This is a genomic window from Synechococcus sp. CS-1326, from assembly GCF_025128115.1.
Classification (GTDB): domain Bacteria; phylum Cyanobacteriota; class Cyanobacteriia; order PCC-6307; family Cyanobiaceae; genus Regnicoccus.
In genome coordinates this window covers 74229-95126 of sequence record NZ_JAHLYV010000027.1, presented here as the reverse complement: position 1 = coordinate 95126, position 20898 = coordinate 74229, and the positions used below count along the sequence as shown (strand labels likewise).

The 20898-nt window shown below is 68.0% G+C and carries 20 protein-coding genes; 13 read left to right on the top strand and 7 right to left on the bottom strand.

The annotated features are described in order from the left end of the window. Positions 1–41: 41 nt before the first annotated feature. Positions 42–1541: an aminotransferase class V-fold PLP-dependent enzyme gene (locus KQ307_RS10620; RefSeq protein ID WP_259702287.1), complete on the top strand. Its 1500-nt coding sequence runs from the start codon at positions 42–44 to the stop codon at positions 1539–1541. A gap of 80 nt (positions 1542–1621) precedes the next feature. Here the strand turns inward: KQ307_RS10620 and KQ307_RS10615 are convergent, their stop codons facing one another. The 4 genes from KQ307_RS10615 to KQ307_RS10600 are packed head-to-tail and all read right to left on the bottom strand — an operon-like array spanning position 1622 to position 6469. Beyond that, positions 1622–3214: a YcjF family protein gene (locus tag KQ307_RS10615; protein ID WP_259702344.1), complete on the bottom strand. Its 1593-nt coding sequence runs from the start codon at positions 3212–3214 to the stop codon at positions 1622–1624. After that, positions 3214–5373 carry a transglycosylase domain-containing protein gene (locus tag KQ307_RS10610; protein ID WP_259727944.1) on the bottom strand — a complete coding sequence of 720 codons (2160 nt, stop codon included), beginning with the start codon at positions 5371–5373 and terminating at the stop codon, positions 3214–3216. The genes KQ307_RS10615 and KQ307_RS10610 overlap by 1 nt, the downstream gene beginning before the upstream one ends. 16 nt (positions 5374–5389) lie before the next feature. Beyond that, positions 5390–5869 carry a signal peptidase II gene (gene lspA, locus KQ307_RS10605; RefSeq protein ID WP_259702286.1) on the bottom strand — a complete coding sequence of 160 codons (480 nt, stop codon included), beginning with the start codon at positions 5867–5869 and terminating at the stop codon, positions 5390–5392. Positions 5870–5893: 24 nt separating this feature from the next. Next, the gene (locus tag KQ307_RS10600; RefSeq protein WP_259702285.1) at positions 5894–6469 is read right to left on the bottom strand and encodes a biotin transporter BioY; all 576 of its coding nucleotides are present in this window, start codon (positions 6467–6469) and stop codon (positions 5894–5896) included. 61 nt (positions 6470–6530) lie between these two features. On the opposite strand from KQ307_RS10600, the gene KQ307_RS10595 reads away from it, so the two are divergent. Next, positions 6531–6788, top strand: coding sequence for a DUF3148 domain-containing protein (locus KQ307_RS10595; protein ID WP_259702284.1), 258 nt, complete (start codon positions 6531–6533; stop codon positions 6786–6788). Here the strand turns inward: KQ307_RS10595 and KQ307_RS10590 are convergent. Both KQ307_RS10590 and KQ307_RS10585 read right to left on the bottom strand, forming a co-directional pair. Further along, positions 6749–8065: a pitrilysin family protein gene (locus tag KQ307_RS10590; RefSeq protein ID WP_259702283.1), complete on the bottom strand. Its 1317-nt coding sequence runs from the start codon at positions 8063–8065 to the stop codon at positions 6749–6751. The genes KQ307_RS10595 and KQ307_RS10590 overlap by 40 nt on opposite strands. Further along, positions 8062–9342, bottom strand: a complete 1281-nt coding sequence (locus KQ307_RS10585) for a pitrilysin family protein (protein ID WP_259702282.1) — start codon at positions 9340–9342, stop codon at positions 8062–8064. Before KQ307_RS10585 ends, KQ307_RS10590 begins: the two co-directional genes overlap by 4 nt. Positions 9343–9389: 47 nt before the next feature. On the opposite strand from KQ307_RS10585, the gene KQ307_RS10580 reads away from it, so the two are divergent. The 11 genes from KQ307_RS10580 to KQ307_RS10530 all read left to right on the top strand — a co-directional run bounded on the left by KQ307_RS10580 (position 9390) and on the right by KQ307_RS10530 (position 20514). Continuing rightward, on the top strand, positions 9390–10184 hold the full coding sequence (locus tag KQ307_RS10580) for a phycocyanobilin:ferredoxin oxidoreductase (protein ID WP_399242075.1): 795 nt from the start codon (positions 9390–9392) through the stop codon (positions 10182–10184). Positions 10185–10252: 68 nt separating this feature from the next. Next, positions 10253–11062: an HlyD family efflux transporter periplasmic adaptor subunit gene (locus KQ307_RS10575; protein ID WP_259702280.1), complete on the top strand. Its 810-nt coding sequence runs from the start codon at positions 10253–10255 to the stop codon at positions 11060–11062. After that, on the top strand, positions 11059–12246 hold the full coding sequence (gene devC / locus KQ307_RS10570; RefSeq protein WP_259702279.1) for an ABC transporter permease DevC: 1188 nt from the start codon (positions 11059–11061) through the stop codon (positions 12244–12246). The genes KQ307_RS10575 and devC overlap by 4 nt, the downstream gene beginning before the upstream one ends. 154 nt (positions 12247–12400) lie before the next feature. After that, entirely contained in the window at positions 12401–13090 is a 690-nt protein-coding gene (locus KQ307_RS10565; protein ID WP_259702342.1) for an ATP-binding cassette domain-containing protein, read from the top strand. A 73-nt stretch (positions 13091–13163) separates the two neighbouring features. Beyond that, positions 13164–13319, top strand: a complete 156-nt coding sequence (locus tag KQ307_RS10560) for a hypothetical protein (protein WP_011129965.1) — start codon at positions 13164–13166, stop codon at positions 13317–13319. Positions 13320–13330: 11 nt separating this feature from the next. Further along, entirely contained in the window at positions 13331–14263 is a 933-nt protein-coding gene (locus tag KQ307_RS10555; RefSeq protein ID WP_259702278.1) for a glycosyltransferase family 2 protein, read from the top strand. A 142-nt stretch (positions 14264–14405) separates the two neighbouring features. After that, positions 14406–15125, top strand: a complete 720-nt coding sequence (gene rpsB / locus KQ307_RS10550; protein ID WP_259702277.1) for a 30S ribosomal protein S2 — start codon at positions 14406–14408, stop codon at positions 15123–15125. 75 nt (positions 15126–15200) lie between these two features. Continuing rightward, the gene (gene tsf, locus KQ307_RS10545) at positions 15201–15863 is read left to right on the top strand and encodes a translation elongation factor Ts (protein ID WP_259727942.1); all 663 of its coding nucleotides are present in this window, start codon (positions 15201–15203) and stop codon (positions 15861–15863) included. 34 nt (positions 15864–15897) lie between these two features. Continuing rightward, the gene (locus KQ307_RS10540; RefSeq protein WP_259727941.1) at positions 15898–17313 is read left to right on the top strand and encodes a hypothetical protein; all 1416 of its coding nucleotides are present in this window, start codon (positions 15898–15900) and stop codon (positions 17311–17313) included. A 14-nt stretch (positions 17314–17327) separates the two neighbouring features. Beyond that, entirely contained in the window at positions 17328–19763 is a 2436-nt protein-coding gene (recG, locus tag KQ307_RS10535) for an ATP-dependent DNA helicase RecG (RefSeq protein WP_259727989.1), read from the top strand. Positions 19764–19797: 34 nt separating this feature from the next. Then, a complete protein-coding gene (locus tag KQ307_RS10530) occupies positions 19798–20514 on the top strand; it encodes a M15 family metallopeptidase (RefSeq protein ID WP_259727940.1) in 717 nt (238 codons plus the stop codon). On the opposite strand, the gene KQ307_RS10525 is transcribed toward KQ307_RS10530, so the two are convergent. After that, a complete protein-coding gene (locus KQ307_RS10525) occupies positions 20478–20885 on the bottom strand; it encodes a hypothetical protein (protein WP_259727939.1) in 408 nt (135 codons plus the stop codon). The two genes, KQ307_RS10530 and KQ307_RS10525, sit on opposite strands and share 37 nt — an antisense overlap. Positions 20886–20898: the final 13 nt, after the last annotated feature.

The window sequence follows — 20898 nt, the reverse complement described above, 5'->3', positions numbered from 1 at the left end:
GGACAATCGCTGCCCAGCGCCATGCACCGCCTCCCAGGAGAATGATCGGCCCGACCACCCTGCCCGCTTTGAGCCCCCTGCCCGGTGCCGCCTCCCTGCCGGTGCCGGTCGGCAGCTGCGGGCCGCTGCCCTTCGCTTCTCCCGACCAGGTCGATCCGCAACTGGAGACATTTCTGCGGGATGCCGCCGATCAGCTCTGCCGCTGGCTGGGTTCCTCCTCCAGTCGCCCGCCCCTGCCGGGACTCAGCCTGCTGCCTGGCCTGGAGCCTCAGAAGGATGGGCTCGATGGTGAGCGGCTCCTCTCAGATCTTCAACAGCTGATGGACGGGGCGTACAACCCCAGCCATCCAGGTGCCCTGGCCCATCTCGATCCGCCCCCGCTCACCGCCTCGCTGGTGGGCGACCTGATCTGCGCCGGGCTCAACAACAACCTGCTGGCCGAGGAACTGTCCCCGTCCCTGAGCAGGCTGGAGCGGGGCCTCTGCGCCTGGCTGGCTCGCCGGCTCGGGCTCGGCGAGAAGGCGAGCGGCGTCCCGGCCAGTGGCGGCAGCCTCAGCAACCTGATGGCCCTGGTTACCGCACGCCGGAGCCGTGGTCTCGGGACCTGCCAGGAGGCCGTGGTCGTGGGCAGCGCCGACCTGCATGTCTCGATCGAGAAGGCGCTGATGGTGATGGGTCTGCCGAGCGAGGCCCTGAAGCGCCTGCCCGTCGATGCGACCGGTGGCCTCGATCCGCTCCGGCTGGAGGAGGCGCTGGAGCAACTGCAGCGAGAGGGCAGACCCGTGATCGCCGTGGTGGCCACCGCCGGCACCACGGTGAGGGGAGCGGTGGATCCCCTGGTGGAGATCGCCGCCCTTTGCCGCCGCCATGGGATCTGGCTGCACGTCGATGGGGCGATCGGTGGGGTGCTCGCCCTCAGCGAGCGCCACCGCCATCGGGTGGAGGGAATCGGCCAGGCCGATTCGGTCACGATCAATCCCCAGAAGCTGCTGGGAATCACCAAGACCTCCTCGCTGCTGCTGCTAGCTGATCCCACCCTGCTGCCCGCCACCTTCGGCACCGGGCTTCCCTACATGGAGCCGAGCTGGGCCGATGGCCACGGTGGGGAGTACGGCCTGCAGGGCAGCCGCAGTGCCGAGATCCTCAAGCTCTGGCTGGGTCTGCGCCAGCTTGGACTCTCAGGTGTCGAGCGGGTGATCGAGTCGGCGATCACGCGACGGCGACGGTTGCAGCGACGACTGGAGCACGACCTGCCGGCAGGGGAGCTGCTCCTGCTCGGTGGTCCGCTGCACCTGCTCGCCTTCAGGCCGGCCGGTCTCGACCCGATCGCCACGGAGCGATGGTCGACCCAGTGCCGCGCCGCCCTGCTGGCCGAGCAGCTGATGCTGTCACGGCCGCTTTACCAGGGCCACCACCACCTCAAGGCGGTGCTGGGAAACCCCCATACCGGTGAGGCCGAGCTGGAGCGGCTTGGGGCCGTGGTGCGGCGGTCGCTGCAGGGGGTCGCCCCTGGAGCCAGCCCGGTGGTGGCGAATGGCTGAGCCGAGCCGCCGGGGCCGCTGGGTGGCGATCATCACCGGGGCACTCTCGATTCTGATCGGTGTGCTCTATCTGGGCCTGATCACGGTGCTCGACGCCCGCGGTCCCCTTCTGCCGCCTCCCCCCGAGGCCCTGGGCGCGGCGGCAACTGCGGATCCTTCCGCCGTTGCAGAGGCTCCACCACCCGGTTGAAAGCCGCCTCCAGGAAGCGTTTCAAGGCACCATCCCGGCGGTTGAGGTCGTATTGCCGTTGCACCACCTCCTGCAGTCCGCCATCGCCCCAGTCCTGGTCCTGCTCGAAATAGGTGATGAAACTCTGGCCGGCGATGCGGGTCAGCCAGGCTGCGCCAACCCCCTGCACCGCCTTGCTGACCACCAGCGCCGGCAGATTCAGGGTCAGCGCCGAACTGATCAGGCTCAGTCCCCCCTTGATCATTCCCAGCCCGGCCAGGGTCCGTCCCACCGAAAGGGCCAGATCCTGCCCGCTCTGCCGGGAGAGGTTGACCCCGTAAACCCGGCCGATCTCCACCACCATCTGGGCGTTGACCGCGGCGGTGCCGAGCAGATCAACGACGGGCAGGGGGTTGACCACAAGCACGCCCGCCCCGATCCACATGTAGCGCTCAACGATGCCTTCAGCATCGCGGCGACGCTGGCGAGCCAGCAGCGCCCGGCTGGCAGCACCGAGGCAACGGCTCTGCAACAGGATGTTGTCAGCGATCAGTTCCTCGCCGTCCTGGTGGAGCAGCGTGGCCAGTCGTCGCACCAGGGCCTGCACCTCCGGGTCCGGTTGCAGGGGCCTGCCGCCGGGCCGCGGCAGCGACTGGGGCGCCGCACTGGTGGGAACCACATCTTCGGTGTCGAGCCGGCCACCGGCGCGCTGGCGCAGCAGGCCGATCAGTCGCCGTTCCTCCTGCTCCCCCCGCAGATCGCATTTGTTGAGCACCAGAATCAGGCGCTTGCCCAGACTGGCGAGGGTCTCGAACACCTCCAGCTCGGCAGCCCGCAGATCTCCATCCACCACCAGGAGCAGCAGATCGGCCCGCGCAGCCCGTTGCCTGGCCACGGTTTCCCGCTCGCGGCCATCCGCCCCGGCTTCGAGGATCCCCGGCGTATCGACCAGCTGCAGGCCGCGGCGCAGTCCCTTCAGCCTCAACCGATAGGTCTCACACTCGCTGGTGGAGCCCATCGGCGCCCCCACATCCCCCACCACCTCGTTGAGCAGGGCCCGGATCAGCGACGTCTTGCCGGCGGACCCCGCCCCGAACACAACCAACACCAGGTCCCCCCGGGCCAGTTCCGCCTCCACCCGGTCACGTTCCTGGCGCAGCGCTTCGCGTTCGACATCGTCGCGAACCCGCTCAAGCACTTGATCAATCGCCTGAAGGTTGCGCTCGGCCGCTTCCTGACGGCTCGCCAGCGGCCCCTGAATGGTTGGCGGGGGCAAGCGAGCCGGGCGGGGCTGGCGCCAGGCCAGCAGCCAGGGCCAGGCCAGCCGCAGCGCCAGCAGGCCGCCGCCGCCGAACAGCAGCAACATCACCGGCCCCACCAGCCAGTAGGGCAGCAGGTAACTCAACTGCCAGAGAAGGGTGTTGAAAGCCTGCAGCAGCAGGGACGCCGCCACCACCGCCGCCAGGGCTGCCCCCAACCACAGCCAGGGCCGGAAGCGACGCATCACGGCTTGGCCACGGCCGGCTGTGAACCCCGGCCCGCCGCACGGATGATGTCTCCCCAGAGGCCGGCGGCCAGGGCACTGGAGCCGGCGGTGGGCCGATTCTGGTCATTGCCCAGCCAGATCCCCATCACCCAGTGCCGGCTTGGCTCGTAGCCCACGAAGACCAGATCATGCCCCTTGTTGGTGGTGCCGGTCTTCCCCCCTTCCTCACCGCCCAGGTAGGCGGCGGTGCCGGTGCCACCGCGCACTACACCCCGCAGCAGAGCCTGCATCTGCCTGGCCACCGCGGGCTTCACCACCGGCCGGGCCGGGCTGATCGTGCGACCTGGACCACTGGGCTGCTTGCGACAGCGGGCATTGTCGAGGCCGCCACAGGTTTCGGCATCGGTGAGTCGCCGCACGGTGCTGGGGGCGTGCCACACCCCGTCATTGGCGACGGCGGCGTAGGCGGCGGTGAGTTCGATCAAGCGCACCTCGCTCTGGCCCAGGGCCAGCCCGGGCACCGCCTGCATCGTGGAGGTGAGGCCCAGGTCCCGGGCCATTTGCTCCACCTTCTCCAGGCCGACCCGCCGGGCCAGGCGAAGGGCGGCGGTGTTGCTGCTGATCGCAAAGGCCTGGCCCAGGCTGAGCGTGCCGCCACAGGAGCTGGCGAAAGACTGGCCGGCCCACTTCAGCGGACCGCAGTTGAGGCCGGCGGACGGCTTGATCCCCTGGTTGAGGGCCGCGAGGTAGGTGAACAGCTTGAAGGTGCTGCCCGGTTGGCGCAGGGCCATGCTGGCCCGGTTGAACTGACTGCGGCGGTAATCGCGACCGCCGGCGATCGCCAGCACCCCGCTGTTGCGACTGTCGAGTACCACCACCGCCCCCTCACTCACCCCGGCCGGCGCCCCGACATCGAGCCTGCGGCGCAGCTGGCGTTCCACCACCTGCTGCAACAGCGGATCAAGGTGGGTTTCGACCAGGAAGTTCCCTTCGGCGGCCACATCAGCGCCCAGCAGACCCTCCAGATCGCTGCGCACCTGGTCGGTGTAGAAGGGCACCGGTCGGTTGCGGCCGCCCCGGCAGGCATCGGGACCCAGTTGCACCGGACGACGGCGGGCCTGGCGGGCCTGATCGGCACTGATCCGTCCGGTGTTGGCCATCTTCAGCAACACCCCATTGCGGGCCTCAAGAGCAGCCTGGGGATTGCTGCAGGGATCATGGCCGTTGGGGGATGGCAGCAGCCCCACCAGCAGCGCAGCCTCCTCCAGGCTGAGTCGGGCGGCAGGCTTGGCGAAGTAAGCCCGGGCAGCGTCTTCGAAGCCCCAGCCCACCCCCAGATACACCCGGTTGAGATAGCTGAGCAGCAGGGCGCCCTTGCTGAAGCGCGCCTCCAGCTGCAGGGCAACGAGCAGCTCCCGCCATTTGCGCACCAGGGTCTCCCCCTCCCCCACCTGGTCGGGATACAGGCTGCGGGCCAGCTGCTGGGTCAGGGTGCTGCCCCCTTCCAGCACCCGCCCCCCCAGCAGATTGGTGACCAGCGCCCGGCCGGTGCCGATCGGATCCACACCGGGATGCCACCAGAAGCGGCTGTCCTCGCTGGCCAGCAACGCTTCGATCAACACCCTTGGGTAGTTACTGAGCGCTTTGTTCTCGCGGTGTTCGCTCGAATCAGCAGAACTGAGGGGCCGGTTCAGGCGGTCGTAGAGAGCCACCGGTCCCCGCACCGGCGCCAGGCTGCCCCGCACGGGCATCAGCACCACCGAAAACCCCAGCAGCAGCATTCCAGCCGAGGCAACGGCGGCGGCGGTGGCGGCGGCGACCCTGAACAGGGTGGGCAGGCGTGGCTGGGGGCGACGCTGAAAAACCAGCTCCGGCAGACCGGGCTCCGTGGCGGGTCCGAACCGGACCGCATCTCCATCACGGAGCAGCAGCTGGCTGATCCGCTGCCCACGCCAGTAGAGGCCATTGGTGGAGCCATCGTCGCGGAGCAGCCAGTCGGAACCGATCTGCTCGAGGAGGGCATGGCGCTTGCTGACCGCCGGATGGTCGAGCCAGACCTCCAGGCGGCTGTCGCGGCCCAGGCGATAGAGACCACCGTGCAGGCTGATCCGGCGGCTCGGATGGCCCGGAACGAAGAGCTCCAGGAGCGCTTCGGAGGGCAGGGAGCTTGCCGCCACCCGTCGATTCAGCAGCTCAGCGCCCAGCACCGGACCGCCCCTCCCACAGGTCCAGGGCGAGGCAGGCCACCGCCACGTTGATGGCCAGATCGGCCAGGTTGAACACCGGGAACGGGAATGGAACCAGCTCCAGGAAATCAACGACACCCCCCAGCCGCCAGCGGTCGAGGCCATTGCCCAGGGCCCCCCCGAGCAGGGCGCCCAGTCCCACCGCCTGCCAGCGACGCAGGCTGTCCTGCCGCTGAATCCAGACGATCAGACCGATCCCCACCAGGAAACTGACCAGACCCAGCAGGGCAGTGGATGACTGAAACAGACTGAAGGCCGCGCCGGTGTTGAACACCAATCGCAGGCGCAGCAGGCCCGGCAGGAAAGGCTGGGGAGCGGCGGGGGCGAGGGCCATGCCCGCCCAGGCCTTGCTGAGCTGATCGAGCAGCACCACCGCGGCGGCGATCAGCCAGGCGACCCGTCTGCGGGACTGGACAGGCAGCGTCATTGGAATGTCGTCACTGGGCAGATGTCATGGTTCGACCAGAAGCAGCCTGCGCAGAGGCACCGCCAGCACGGCAACGGCACAGCAGAGCAGCAGCTGCGGCAGCAGTGGGCCCAGGCTGTAGCTGAGCAACAGATCAACCAGGCTGCCTCCCCAGCGGCCCACCAGGCCACCGATCAACAGGTTGGTGATGCCACAGAGCTGAATGGTCAGCAGACCCAGCAGGGCGGCCCCGAGCAGGCGCAGCAGCTCACCCATCCCCTCCTGCCGTGCCAGCCGACCGGTCACCCAGCCGGCCGGCACGAACCCGGCCAGGTAGCCGAAGCCGGGGTCGAGCAGATAGGCCATCCCACCGCCGCCGTGGAACACCGGCAGCATCAGCAGACCCAGGCTCAGGTAGGCCACGGCCGCCAGCAGGGTGGGCCGCGGTCCGCAGACGAGCGCCGTGAGCAACAGGGCCGGAACCTGAGCCGTGACCGGCAGTTCCTGCAGGACAACGCCGCCACCGGTCGTCGGCAGGGGAATGAAGGTCTGAATCAGACCACCGCTGATGATCAACAGCAGCCCCACGATGGCGCCGCTCCAGTTGGCTAGGGCCCGCAATCGAATGGAACCTGACTCTCCCCATCCTGCTGTAGTGGGGAGCAGCCGAGAGCATCGAACCATGAACTCCTCAGACAGCCCCCCTCCCCATGCCTGGACGGTCGGGACACGGGTGCGCCTCAGCGGCAGCCCCGACTTCCTCAAAACCGCAGATCCCATGCCGATGCTGCGCCCCCCCGACCTGGTCGATCCCAGTGAAGTCGGGCAGATCACCGGCCTCAGGGCCCTGGATCAGGTGGCGGTCCGCTTTCGCCGTGGCACCTTCGTGATGCGGGCCGATCAGCTCAGCAGCGCCGAAGCGGAGGAGCCCAGGGGGTGAGCGGCCCAGGCCCGCTCCGCGGCGGCGAGGGCCGCTGCGGGTCCGCAGAGGCTGAGGCTGGGGCGCGCCAACAGGGAGCGGGCGGCCTGCCAGAGAGCTTCTGGATCAAGGGCTTCAGCCTGCTGGCTGGCCTGATCGGGGTAGGACCAGGGCAGGCCATGGCCCAGCACCAGGGCCTGACGATCAGCGATCTGGCCACAGGTCTGACGACCGGTGGCCACAAGGCCACGGAACTTGGCCAGGGCAAGCTGCCACTCTTCAGTGGTGAGGGGCTGATCAAGCAGCCGCTGCCATTCCTCCAACAACTGGGTGGTGGCCTCGGTGGCCCGATCCGCCGAGCTGGAGAGATGAAGCACGAAGGGGGCGGCGCCGCGCCTGGCCGGCAGGTGAACGCCCACGTCGTAGGCGAGACCCTGTTCCTCGCGCAGCACCACGAACAGGCGACTGGACATGCCCACCCCCAGATGGCACTGCAACAGCCGCAGGGCCACGGAACGGGGATCAGCCAGGCAGACCGTGGCCGCCCCCAGCATCAGGACGAGTTGCTCGGTGTCGAGTTCGGTGCTCACCAGGGCGGCGATCGAGCGACCACCGGGGCCAGCTGCCGCCAGCGGCGGCGCGGTGGGCCAGAGCGGTCCGACCGGAGGCTCCAGCAGCGCCGGCAGCTGCGGCGGCGGCTGACCGGTGATCACCAGAACGGCCCCTTCAGCGCCGAGCCGGCCAGCCGCCTCAAGCAGCTGGGGACGCTCCAGAGCCGCCAGTTCATCCTCCACGCCGAGGGGATCGTGGCCGTAGGGGCCTTCGCCAAACAACTGATGCCGCAGCAGGTCGTGGGCCTGCTGAAACGGGTCTTCCCGCTGGCGGAGCAGCGCCTGCAGGTTGAGCTGGCGCTCCAGGCTGATCTGATCGCTCGCCAACCAGGGGTTGAGCACCATCGCGTGCAGCAGGGGCAGCAGGGCGGCGCTGTCGGCACTGGCGCACTTGAGGCTGATCAGCAGGCCGTCTTCGGTGGCCTCGCAGCGGAGCTCATCACCGAGGCCCTCGACCAGATCGGCCATCGCCTCGCCACTGAGGTCGCCGCAACCCCGACTGAGCAGGCCTGCCAGCAACTGGGCGCGGCCCCGCTGACCGCGGGGATCGGCGCCGCTGCCGCCCCGGATCCACAACTTGGCGGAAACGATCGCCGGTCCGCTCCGGCGCAGCACCCAGACCGGGCAACCACCCTGCAGGGTGAAGGTTTCAGGCGTGGGGAGAGGGGGGTGAAGCAGGGCGCTCATGCCGGCAGCACCAGCAGACGGCAGGCCTTGCCCGGATCGAGCAGCGGCACCATCTCACTGCGGATGCGCTCCGGCGACCAGGCCTCGAGCAGCTCCAGGGGATGGCTCAATGGTGCAAGGCGGCCCCAGAGCCCCTGATGGCCGGTGAGACCGGCCACGGCGGAAGCCGACTCCAGGCCGAAGCGGTAGCCATTGGCCACCAGCCGCCGGGCCCGCTCCAGTTCCTGCTCCGTGGGGGGCGCCGCGCAGAGCTCCTGCCACACCTGGGAAATCTGGGCCTCCACCCGCTCGGCCTGGCCAGGATCGAAAACCGCCTCCAGAAGTCCGAGGCTGCCGGCCTCCAACACGTTCAGATCCAGATCAATACTCTCGACGAGCCTGAGATCTTCCCGCAGCCGTTGGACCAGCCGGCTGCGCTTGCCTTCGGCCAGCAGTGTGGTGAGCAGATCGGCACCGGCCACCGCATCCAGATCGGCAGCCGCCGGGAACGACCAGGCCATCAACAGCCGTCCGGCCTCCAGCCGGGGCAGGCGCAGATCGTGGCGGCCGCTTTGCAGCCGCAGCGGCGCGAACCCGGCAGCGGTCAGCCCAGCGTCAGCCTGATGGTCAGGGGGGGACAGCCCAGCCAGAGGGCTGCTGGCCAGCAGGCCTTCGAGATCGAGATCCCCCACCGCACCGGCCATTCCCAGGCTGCAGTGCCCGGGTTGATAGCGGCGCCTGTGAAACCGGGCCATCCGTTGCGGGTCATGGTCCAGAAGAGACCTGCGATCGCCGAGGATCGGGCGGCCATAGGGATGGCCGGGGCAGGCCAGGGCGAGCAGCCGCTGGAAGGCGACCTCTTCCGGTTGATCTTCACTCTGGGCCAGCTCCTCGAGCACCACCTGCTTCTCCATGCCGAAATCGTCCGGGTCGAGCCTGGGATGGAGCACCAGATCCAGCAGCAGATCGAGTGCTTCAGGCGCGGCGGCCGGCGGAATCAGGACGTGATAGTGCACATCGTCAAAACCGGTGGCTGCGTTGCTGCTGCCTCCAAGGGCCTCGATGCGACGGTCGAACTCGCCGGCGGCGAGCTGGCCGCTGCCCTTGAAGACCATGTGTTCCAGAAAGTGGGCCAGGCCGTATTCCTCAGCTGCCTCCGTGCGGCTCCCCGCCTGGCACCAGAAATCGAGACAGACCACCGGAGCCTGCTCCTGCTCAACGGTGACGACCTGGACCCCGTTGTCGAGCTGGAAGGCGAGAGGGGACGGGAAGATTTCCTCTGAATCCTGCGAAAACACCAAATCCTGCGAAAACACCAAGGGCTGAACCGATCACGCATGGCAGGATCAGCATTCTGCTGGCTGAGGCAGCCTCCGTGACCAGCACAGCATCAACCGCCGGCGGCATCCATCCCCTTGTAGACGCTCTGGCCGAGCAGATCCGGGCCAGCTGGCTTTCCCTCCCCGCCCTGGAGGGGCTGGAGATCGCCCCCGATCTCGAAGCGATCACCGGCAGCCTCGATGGCGAGCGCCTGTTCATCCACAACGAGCTCAGGCGCTGCCGTGGCCTGCGCAAGCTCCATCTGGAAACGGCCCGGCTCGGGGCCGGGCTGCAGATCCTGCATTGCGTCTGCTTCCCGGATCCCCGTTTCGATCTTCCCGTGTTCGGAGCCGACATCGTGGCCGGGCCCGCCGGGGTTTCCGCCGCGATCGCCGACCTCTCCCCGACCACGGGGGTGCTGCCGACCGGCATCGCTGCCGGTCTGGAGAACCTGCCGGTTCATCCGTTCAGCCAGATCCGCGAACTGCCCGCCTGGGGCACGATCTTCTCTCCTTTCGTGCGCTTCGTGCGGCCGGTCGGCGCCACCGAGGAAGGCTGGTTCATCGAAGAGGTGAACGGTCTGCTGGCGGTGCTCGCCACCGCCATTGCCCAGGCCGAGGAGCAACCCCTGAATCACCCGGCTACGATTGATCGGTATCACGGCCAGCTGTCCTATTGCCAGCAACAGAAACGCAACGACAAGACCCGGCGGGTCCTGGAGAAGGCGTTCAACCCGGCCTGGGCCAACCGCTACATCGAGGAACTCCTGTTCGACGATCCGCCGCTGATCCCGGCCGACGGATCAGGCGCCCGCTGCTGATCGCCGCGGCGGCTCTGCTGCTGCTGGGGGGAGTTTTCTGGTTCTGGCAGTCGAGGCAACGTTCGGCCGTGGCCAGAGCTCCCCGCGCCCAGCCTGCCGTCGCCCCTGAAGCGGTGTCGGCCCTGGGCAGGCTGGAGCCGGCCGGCGATGTGCGCAAGCTTGCCGCGCCGACGACCGATTTCGGCGGCAGCCCGCGGCTCTCCGAGCTGCTGGTTGAAGAGGGGGACAGGGTCGCCCAGGGACAGGTGCTGGCCCGCTTCGACAACGGCCCCACCCTGCAGGCGGAGCGGCGGCTGGTGAACAGCCGCATCACCAACCTCAGCAGCCAGGTGATGGTGCTGGAGAGGGAGATCAATCGCTACCGCCAGCTGGCCCGGGCCGGCGCCACCGCCGCTGCGGATCTGGAATCCCGCGAACTCAAGTTGATCGAGCTGAAAGGGAACCTGATCGAAGCGCGCAACCAGCTGCTCAAGACCGACACCGACCTGGTGAACACCGAGCTCCGCGCGCCGATCGCCGGCACCGTGCTGCGTCTCCAGTCGCGGGTGGGTGAGCGGCCAGGTGAAAACGGCATCCTGGAACTTGGAGCCAGTGACCGGATGGAGGCGGTGGCGGAGGTCTACGAAAGTGACATCAGCCGACTGCGTTTCGGCCAGAAAGCAACGGTCACCAGCGAGAACGGCGGTTTCAGCGGCAGCCTCGGCGCCAGGGTGATCCGAATCAGCCCCCAGGTGCGCCAGCGCCAGGTGCTCTCCACCGACCCCACCGGCGACGCCGACGCCAGGGTGGTGGAAGTGCGGCTCGAACTCGATCCAGCCGATATCAGCCGGGTGCGCAATCTCGTCGGCATGAAAACGATCACCCGCTTCCAGCCATGAGCGCCTTGTCCGGCCTGGGCCGGCTCTGGACCTCCCGGCGCATTCCCCTGGCCTGGCTGTTGCTCACCCGGCAGCCGGTACGGCTGGCGGTGGCCCTGGCCGGCATCAGCTTCGCCGGGATCCTGATGTTCATGCAGCTGGGCTTCCGCGACGGCCTGTTCGATGCCAGCGTCACGATCCACAAGCTCTTCGATGCCGACCTGGTGCTGATCAGTCCGCGGACGATCAGCTCGATCAGCATGTTGGGATTTCCGCGCCGACGCCTGGTGCAGGCCCTCGGTGATCCCGAGGTGAAGGGGATCACACCGGTGAACTGGAACTTCCTGCTCTGGCGCAATCCCGAAACCAAAAGCACCCGCTCGATTCTGGCGATCGGCTTCGAGCCCAACGATCCCCTCTTTCTGGACCCCGGCTTGAAGAGCAAGGCGAAGCTGCTCACCCAGCGCGGCCGTGTCCTTTTCGATGAACTGTCCCGGGAGGAGTTCGGGCCGGTCGGGCCCTGGTTCCGCCAGGGCCGCACGGTGGAAACCGAGGTGAGCGGCACGCGGGTGCGGGTGGCGGGGCTGGTCGGACTCGGCCCCTCCTTCGGCGCCGACGGCAACCTGATCACCAGCCGCGAAACCTTCCTGAGCCTGCTCCCGGAAACCCCTGCAGGCAGCATTGAGCTGGGTCTGATCCGGCTCAGCCCCGGCGCAGAGCCTGCCGAGGTTCAGCAGCGCCTGCGCAAGCAGCTCCCCAGGGACGTGACCGTGTTCACCAAAAAGGAGTTTGAGGAATCCGAAAAGGACTACTGGCGCAGCAGCACGGCGATCGGCTTCATCTTCACCCTGGGGGCCGGCATGGGCTTCGTCGTGGGCTGCGTGATTGTTTATCAGATCCTCTACTCCGATGTGAGCGATCACCTGCCGGAGTACGCCACCTTGATGGCGATGGGCTATCCCCTCACCGCCTTGCTCGGGGTTGTGGGCAGGGAAGGATTGCTGCTTGCCCTGCTCGGCTACCTGCCCGCCTACGGGGTTGGCCAGGGGCTCTATGCCCTGGTGCGCTCAGCCACCAAGTTGCCGGTGGAGATGAACACCACCCGCGCCGTCGTGGTGTTCAGCATGATCCTGGTGATGTGCATGGGTTCAGCCGCGATGGCGATGCGGCGCCTGGCCGACGCCGATCCAGCCGAGATCTTCTGACCCTGGGCCAACCCGGGCCAACCACCCTCCGACCGAACCGCTTCCCATGGCTGTCCACCCCACCCACAGCGACGGCACTGGGAACGGCACCGTCACCGGCACCGGCAATGGAACCGGCAACGGCAGCAATGCCCCGTCCACCGACGATCCGCCGATGGTGGATCTTCACGACCTCTGCCACTGGTACGGCGAGGGCGAGATGCGGCGCCAGGTCCTGCAGAACGTGGAGCTGCGCATCCACCCCGGCGAGGTGGTGCTGCTGACCGGCCCTTCCGGCTGCGGCAAGACAACCCTGCTCACCCTGGTGGGGGGGCTCCGCCAGGTTCAGCAGGGGCAGGTCACGGTGATGGGGGAGCAACTGGAGGGCTCCAGCCGCCGGCTGCGTCAACAGCTCAGGCGCCAGATCGGCATGATCTTCCAGGGTCACAACCTGCTGCGCTGCCTCACCGCCGAGCAGAACGTGCAGATGGGTTCGGATCTGCTCCCTGGCCTCGGCTATCGGGCCCGGCGAGACCAGGCCCGCGAATGGCTGCGAGCCGTCGGCCTTGGCGACCACCTGGGCAAACTCCCCCATGACCTCTCCGGTGGCCAGAAGCAGCGGGTGGCGATCGCCCGGGCCCTCGCCGCCCACCCCAGGCTGCTCCTGGCCGATGAACCCACCGCCGCCCTTGACAGCCGCAGCGGCCGCGAAGTGGTGGACCTGCTGAAGCGGCTGGCCCGGGAGCAGAGCTGCGCCGTGCTGATGGTCACCCACGATCCCCGCATCCTGGATGTGGCCGACCGGCTGGTGGCCATGGAGGATGGACGCCTCCGTACCGCGCCGCTGGTGGCAGCAGCGGGCTGAACCGGGCTTGACAGCTCCGGCTGGAGGCCAGGAGTAGGATGGTTTTTCTCTCCCCAAGGTCCATCCTTTCTCCATGGCGAAACGCAGGAACCTCAAGAAGGAAAAGCAGGAGCGCAACCGCTCCTACGCCCGCAAGTTCAAGAAGCGCAAGCTGCGCAACGACGGTCGCGGCGAAGGAGCCGGCAACGGGGTGACCGGCACCGCCAACAACGGTGGCGCGGCCGACTGAGCAGCGGGAGCATGTTCCCCAGCGTCGTCATCCCCACCTACAACCGCCGGGCCATCCTCGAGAAGTGCCTGCGGGCCCTGGAGCGGCAGCAACTGGCCGCTCCGATCGACACCTACGAGGTGGTTGTCGTCGATGACGGCTCCACCGATGGCACCGCCGACTGGCTGCGCCGGAATGCCGCCGCCTTTCCCCATGTGCGCCTGATCGAGCAGGACCATGGCGGCCCAGCAGCGGGGCGCAACCGGGGGGTCGAGCAGGCCCGCGGTGATGTGATCGTCTTCATCGACAGCGATCTGGTGGTGACCGAGCTCTTTCTGCTCTCCCATGCCAGGGCCCTCTCCCGCCACTGGCTGGAGCGGGGCAACAAGCTCTGCTTCACCTACGGAGCGGTGATCAACACCAGCAATTTCGACGATCCCACCAGCGAACCCCACAAGCTCAGCGATCATTCCTGGGCCTACTTCGCCACCGGCAATGTGGCGATCGATCGATCCCTGCTGGAGCTCTCCGGCCTGTTCGACACCGGCTTCCGCCTCTATGGCTGGGAAGATCTGGAACTGGGAGAGCGCCTGCGCCGCATGGGAGTCGAGCTGGTCCGCTGCCCGGAGGCACCCGGGTATCACTGGCATCCGGCCCTGAGCCTGGAGCAGGTTCCCGATCTGGTTCGCATCGAGCAGGAGAGAGCTCGCATGGGCCTGGTCTTCTACCGCAAACACCCCACCAGGCGTGTCCGCTTCATCATCCAGTTCACCTGGTTGCACCGCCTGCTCTGGGAACTGCTCACCCTCGGCGGCCTTCTCAATGAGCGCAGCCTTCGTCCCCTGCTGGCCTGGCTGCTGCGCCACGGCCATTCCGCCCTGGCGATGGAACTGCTCCGGCTGCCACTCAACCGGATCGGTGTCCGCGCCCTCTACCGGGAGGCCCGGGCGGAGGGATTGAGCTAACAGGCTCTTTGGTAACTTGAGAGGTCCCCCAACACCGCACACCTGTCCGTTTCGGGTGCTCAGGCGAACCCGGTGACTCCCCCTGGAGCCACTCCGCCCTGATCCCTGGCAGGTGGAGGCGAACCCGAAACCCCTCTCAACCATGGCTGTCGTTACCCTCTCCGAAATGATGGAGGCGGGTGCCCACTTCGGGCACCAAACCCGCCGCTGGAATCCCAAGATGTCGCGCTACATCTATTGCGCGCGCAACGGAGTCCACATCATCGATCTCGTGCAGACCGCGATCTGCATGAACAACGCCTACAAATGGACCCGCAGCGCCGCCCGATCCGGCAAGCGCTTCCTGTTCGTCGGCACCAAGAAGCAGGCCTCCGAAGTGATCGCCATCGAGGCCGCCCGCTGCGGAGCCTCCTACGTGAATCAGCGCTGGTTGGGCGGCATGCTCACCAACTGGAGCACCATGCGCGCCCGCATCGACCGGCTCAAGGATCTGGAGCGGATGGAGTCCTCCGGGGCGATTGCGATGCGGCCGAAGAAGGAAGCCGCCGTGCTGCGGCGCGAGCTCGACCGTCTTCAGAAGTATCTCGGTGGTCTGAAGAACATGCGGCGGCTGCCGGATGTGGTGGTGCTGGTCGACCAGCGCCGTGAAACAAACGCCGTGCTCGAGTGCCGCAAGCTCGACATCCCTCTGGTGTCGATGCTCGACACCAATTGCGATCCCGATCTCACCGACGTGCCGATTCCCTGCAACGACGACGCCGTGCGCTCGGTTCAGCTGGTGCTCGGACGCCTGGCCGACGCGATCAACGAAGGCCGGCATGGTGCCCCCGACCAACGCTCCGGCGACGACGAGGAGTCCTGAGCCCATGGGGCTGGCTGCTTGACCAGCCCCGGACCCGGTCCCTTTCTTCCTGATCTCTCTCCATCCCTTCTCCCCATGGCTGCGATCACAGCAACCCTCGTCAAGGAACTGCGCGACAAAACCGGCGCAGGAATGATGAACTGCAAGAAGGCGCTGACGGAATCCGATGGCGACATGACCAAAGCGGCCGAATGGTTGCGCCAGAAAGGCATCGCCACCGCCGAGAAAAAGGCTGGACGCACGGCGGCGGAAGGCGCGATCGGCAGCTACATCCACACCGGTGCCCGGGTTGGGGTGCTGCTGGAACTGAACTGCGAAACCGACTTCGTCGCCCGCGGCGATCTGTTCCAGGATCTGCTGCGCAACGTGGCGATGCAGATCGCCGCCTGCCCCAACGTTGAATACGTCAGCACCGACCAGATCCCCGAAGACGTGGTTGAGCGTGAGAAGGCGATCGAAATGGGTCGCGACGACCTGGCCGGCAAACCCGACAAGATGAAGGAGAAGATCGTCGAGGGGCGCATCGGCAAGCGCCTCAAGGAGCTGGCGCTGCTGGAGCAACCCTTCATCAAGGACAGCTCGATCACCGTGGCTGAGCTGGTCAAACAGGTGGCAGGCAAGATCGGCGAGAACATCCAGGTGCGGCGCTACACCCGGTACACCCTCGGTGAAGGCATCGAGGTCGAACAGGTGGATTTCGCCGCTGAGGTGGCCTCCATGGCCAGTCCGGCCTCTTGATCACCGCCAGCACCCTTTCAACAACGGCAAGGCCTTGGACCGCAGAGCCACGGCACTGAGCGAGGCGAGGGAACAGTTGCAGCGGATGCAGCAGCGGCTTGAGCAATCCAATGCCGCGCTGGTTCACGAGCTGACCCTCTACTTCCAGGTGTTGCGGGAGGGCTTGCCGATGGCCGTTCAGCAGGCGGCCTTCCATGTGGCCACCCAGCTGGTCCCGGAGCGCTACGGCTCCCTCGAGGAGGGCCGACGCCAGGAACTGCAACGGCGGCTGAGGGAGTTGGTGGAACGCTGCGGCTCCCTGCTCACCCTGGAGCAGCTGATCGTGCTCGGGCGGCAGGTTCAGTCGGAGCAGAAACGGCTGCATCGACGCGAGCAGCAACGACTGATCGCCGCCCTGACCGACCAGCCAGAACAAGACTCCTCCGGCGACGATCCAGCCAGCCAGGGCCCGCTTCCGCCGGGTTCGGTGCGGCTCGGCCTCGATCTGCCGCTCTCCGCCGACCTCTTTTCCGCCGGCCTGCCAGGGCTGGCCGGCCTGGCCGCCCTTGGCCTCTCGCCGGCGGGGAAGCCCCCTCTCACTGGCATCGAGGCCGATCCAGACGATCTCGCTGCAGCCGCTGATCACCGGGCCGACGAGGCCTCACCGGAGGCCGGGGGAGCCGAAGCGGTCACTGGCGATTGCGCTGAAGAAGCTGGCGATCAAGACGACGAAACAGCCACGGAAGCTGGGGAAAGTGGGGAAGCTGGGGAAAGTGGGGAAGCTGGGGATGAGGAGGGAATGGAGGAGTTGGAGGAGACGGAGGAGATGGAGATGGATGAGGAGGAAGACGCTCCCGGCGATCTCGGAGCCGGGCGGCTCGACGCGCTTCGCTCCAACCAGGGCCTGCAGCAACTCTTCGCCATGGCCTCCGAGCAGTTCGGTCGCGATGCCACCAGGGAGGAAGACGAGGAGCAGGAGCTTCCAGCCGACCCTGAAGACGGGGCCTCACCGGTTGTGCTACCCGACCAGCCGATCGCGCTGCTGCGCTGGTGGGAGGTGCTGGATCGGGCCTTGCAGCGACGGTTACGCAACCTGTCCCACGCCATCAATCTCGATCTGCTGCGGCTCGGCCTGACCCGCAGCCTGCTGCCGATCAACCTGCTCGATGCCGTGCTCGACGGCCAGATCGAAGCGATGCCTGCTCCTGCCAATCTGTTGCGCCTATCCCTGCCCTTCGCTCCTGAGGCGATGGCCGGACAGCTTGAGGCGATCGGCCTGCTGCTGCGCAGCAGTGATCTGGAGTTCGATCAAGCGCGCCTGCGCACCTGCCGGCGCCGACTGGAGCAGCGGCGGCAGGATGTGCGCAAAATGGCTCGGCAATACCGCCATTGGCAGCGGCGCACCCAGGCCCTCGAAGCGGAACAGCAGTGGTTGCAGGACAGCCAGACCAACCTGCCGGCTCCCCCCTGAGCCGCCCCCCCCAGCTGGGAGCGGAGTGGATCGCGACCCTGCAGAAGGCCCTGCAGATCGAAGCGGATCGGGGCTTTCCGGACCTGGAGGGCAGGCAGGAGCGGTTCAGCGTCTTCCTCGCCCGCCATTGCCGCGAACCCTCGGCGGGGCTGGCGCCCCTAGAACTTGAGTTCGATCGCTACGCCCAGCTGAGCCTGGCCGGTCGCCAGAACCTGGTCCGACGCTGCCGGGAGGCGCTGCATCGGCTGCGGCAAAGCCTGGAGCCCGCCTCCCCCTTTGCCCCACCGAGGCTGCGCCTGGCTCCCCTGCCGCGGCAGGGGGGGGCGAACCCATCGAGGCCGACCCCGATCGGGCCGAACACCCCGCTGTCGGAGGTGCCCGGCATCGGGCCGAAGCTGGCCACCAAGCTGGCGGGCCTTGGGCTGCTGCTCGCCGCCGACCTGCTGCGCCATTACCCCCGCGACTATCTCGACTACGCCCACCTGGTCCGGATCAACGCCCTGGTGCCGGGCGAAACCGCCACGGTCGTGGCCACGGTGCGGCGCAACCATGCCTTCACCAGCCCGCGCAACCCCAACCTGTCGATCCTGGAGCTGCAGGTGCAGGACATCACCGGTCGGTTGCGCCTCAGCAAGTTCTTCAACGGCAAGCGATTCGCATCAACAGGCTGGTTACGGGCCCAGGAACGCCAGTACCCCGCGGGCAGCACCCTGGCCGCCAGTGGCCTGGTCAAGCAGACGCCCTGGGGACCCACCCTGCAGGACCCCCTGATCGAGGTGCTCGATGGTCCGGGCGCGCCCGTGCGCTCTGAGCAGATCGGCCGTCTGCTGCCGGTTTACGGGCTCACCGAAGGGTTGAGTGCCGAGCGGCTGCGTCAGGCGATCCAGGCGGTGCTGCCGGCCGCCGCCCCCTGGGGGGATCCGCTGCCGGCCACCCTGCGGCGGCGGCTGAACCTGCTCGATCGTGCCGCGGCCCTGAAGGGCATCCATGCCCCGGTGGATCAGGCTGAGCTCAAGGCCAGCCGGCACCGCCTGGTCTTCGATGAGTTTCTGCTGCTGCAGCTGAGCCTGCTGCGCCGCCGTCAGCAGCTGCGCAGCCGCCCCTCGCCGCCCCTGCTGCTGCCGCCGGGGCAATCCAGCCTCGTGGCTGCCTTTCTGGAGCTGCTGCCCTTTCCGCTCACATCGGCCCAGCAACGGGTGCTGGGCGAGATCCGCGCCGACCTCGCCCGGGAGCGGCCGATGGCGCGCCTGGTGCAGGGGGATGTCGGCAGCGGCAAAACCGTGGTGGCGATCGCCGCCCTGCTCACCGCGATCGAGGCCGGCTGTCAGGGGGCCCTGATGGCACCCACCGAAGTGCTGGCCCAGCAGCACGCCCGCAAGCTGGGGGAATGGTTGCCCCAGCTGCAGATCCGCGCCGACCTGCTGACCGGCTCCACATCGCGTCTCAGGCGCCGGGAACTGCTGCAGGATCTGGCCAACGGCCAGTCGCAACTGCTGGTCGGGACCCACGCTCTGATCGAGGATCCCGTGCATTTCGCCCGGCTCGGGCTGGTGGTGGTGGATGAACAGCACCGCTTCGGGGTGCGACAGCGCAACCGCCTGCTCGGCAAGGGCCTCCAGCCGCATCTGCTCACCATGACCGCCACGCCGATTCCCCGCACCCTCGCCCTGTCGGTGCACGGCGATCTGGAGGTGAGCCAGATCGATGAACTTCCCCCCGGTCGTACCCCGATCCGCACGCGGCTGCTGCGGGGCAGCGAACGCCTGGAAGCCTACGAACTGATCCGTGACCAGGTGGCCCAGGGGCAGCGGGCCTATGTGGTGCTTCCCCTGGTGGAGGAATCGGAGACGCTGGATCTCCGCTCGGCGGTCGAGGTCCATGAGCAGCTGAGCAGCGAGGTGTTCGCCGACCTGCGGGTCGGTCTGCTCCATGGCCGCCTCGACAGCCGCCAGAAGCAGGCGGCGATCTCCGCCTTCGCGGCCGGGCAGACCGATGTGCTGGTCGCCACCACCGTGGTGGAAGTGGGCGTGGACGTGCCCGAGGCCAGCGTGATGGTGATCGAGCACGCCGATCGATTCGGGCTGGCCCAGCTCCACCAGCTGCGCGGGCGGGTGGGTCGGGGTGCCGCCGCCTCCCACTGTCTGCTGATCAATGACAGTCGCGCCCCCCAGGCGAGGCAGCGGCTGGAATTGCTGGTGCGCTCCAGCGATGGCTTCGAGATCGCCGAAATGGACCTGCGTCTGCGGGGGCCGGGGCAGGTGCTCGGCACCCGTCAGTCGGGTCTGCCGGACCTGGCCCTGGCCAGCCTCACCGACGACGGCGACGTGCTGGATCTGGCCCGTCAGGAGGCCAGCGCCATTCTGGAAGAGGATCCCGACCTGCAGCGACACCCTGGCCTGGAGCGCGCCCTGAGCGAACAGCGCCAGGCTGAAGCGGCCCGCTTGAATTGAGCACCGCCGCTCCGTCGGTCCGCCCCATGTCGCTGTGTCACGTCCCTGGAACGTCATCCCGATCCACGACAACGACGATCCCCTGATCGAGCTGCCGCTGGCCCTGCATCGCCTCCTGCCCCATCCCTACATGGAACTCGGCGCCCCCTATGGAGCCAGTGGTTCCCCCTTCCAGCTGCGCAGGGCTGTGGTCGAACGTCTGCTGATCGCCCAGGCCGAGCTGCAACGCCACGAACCGACCTGGCGACTGGCGATCTTCGATGCCTGGCGGCCGGTGGCCGTGCAGGCCTTCATGGTCGAGCACGCCCTGCTCAGCACCTGCGCCGCCAGGGGGGTGGATGCCGCCGTGGCCAGCCCGGAGCGCGAGGCGATCCGGCTGGAGGTGGGGCGTTTCTGGGCGCCGCCCAGCCAGGATCCGTCCATGCCCCCGCCCCACAGCACCGGTGCTGCCGTGGATCTGACCCTGGCAGAGGCCAGTGGCGAGCCGCTGGCCATGGGCGGAGAGATCGATGCGATTGATCCGGTCTCCGAACCCGACCACTACGCGGACTTCGATCTGGAAAGCGACGGTCATCCGGCCCGTTGGCACCACCGCAGGCTGAGGCTCCGGAGCGCGATGACGGCGGCGGGTTTCTGCCAGCACCCCAATGAGTGGTGGCATTTCAGCCATGGCGACCAGCTCTGGGCCTGGCAATCCGCTCAGGCCTCGGCGGTCTACGGGCGCTGGCTGCCTGTGCCCGGCGGCGCCTGAGGCAGAGGCATCGTCTGCAGATCCCGCCAGATCTGCTCCGCCACCTCCCGGCTGATCAGGTTCTGGTCGGCGCAGCTGCGCAGAGTGGCCTCACCAAGCTCCAGCTGCAACGTGCGAAGCCGGGCCATCACCTGGGGAGACTGTCCCACGAACTGGTCGAGCTGGCGGCGAAAGGCGGCAGTGAGGTGATCCGGTTGGCAGGTGGCGAAATCGGGGCGGTAGACCCGTGCGGGGGCGGCTGGTGGTGTGGGCATCGTGCGGCCCTGGGCCAGGGCGCCCGGCAGCAAGGCCGTCGAGCCGATCAGGCGGCCGGCCGGGAAAAGGGCAACCAGCACCTCGACCAGCAGCGCAATCAAGCCGAGCCGAACCATCCTGTGGATGAGC

Excerpts from the sequence above, each read along its gene's own strand:
- KQ307_RS10620 (WP_259702287.1), top strand. The coding sequence starts at position 42 with ATGATCGGCCCGACCACCCTGCCCGCTTTGAGCCCCCTGCCCGGTGCC.
- KQ307_RS10560 (WP_011129965.1), top strand. The coding sequence starts at position 13,164 with ATGGCGAAACGCAGGAACCTCAAGAAGGAAAAGCAGGAGCGCAACCGC.
- lspA (WP_259702286.1), bottom strand. The coding sequence starts at position 5,869 with ATGACGCTGCCTGTCCAGTCCCGCAGACGGGTCGCCTGGCTGATCGCC.
- KQ307_RS10525 (WP_259727939.1), bottom strand. The coding sequence starts at position 20,885 with ATGGTTCGGCTCGGCTTGATTGCGCTGCTGGTCGAGGTGCTGGTTGCC.
- tsf (WP_259727942.1), top strand. The coding sequence starts at position 15,201 with ATGGCTGCGATCACAGCAACCCTCGTCAAGGAACTGCGCGACAAAACC.
- rpsB (WP_259702277.1), top strand. The coding sequence starts at position 14,406 with ATGGCTGTCGTTACCCTCTCCGAAATGATGGAGGCGGGTGCCCACTTC.
- KQ307_RS10565 (WP_259702342.1), top strand. The coding sequence starts at position 12,401 with ATGGTGGATCTTCACGACCTCTGCCACTGGTACGGCGAGGGCGAGATG.
- KQ307_RS10595 (WP_259702284.1), top strand. The coding sequence starts at position 6,531 with ATGAACTCCTCAGACAGCCCCCCTCCCCATGCCTGGACGGTCGGGACA.
- KQ307_RS10555 (WP_259702278.1), top strand. The coding sequence starts at position 13,331 with ATGTTCCCCAGCGTCGTCATCCCCACCTACAACCGCCGGGCCATCCTC.
- devC (WP_259702279.1), top strand. The coding sequence starts at position 11,059 with ATGAGCGCCTTGTCCGGCCTGGGCCGGCTCTGGACCTCCCGGCGCATT.
- KQ307_RS10590 (WP_259702283.1), bottom strand. The coding sequence starts at position 8,065 with ATGAGCGCCCTGCTTCACCCCCCTCTCCCCACGCCTGAAACCTTCACC.
- KQ307_RS10615 (WP_259702344.1), bottom strand. The coding sequence starts at position 3,214 with ATGCGTCGCTTCCGGCCCTGGCTGTGGTTGGGGGCAGCCCTGGCGGCG.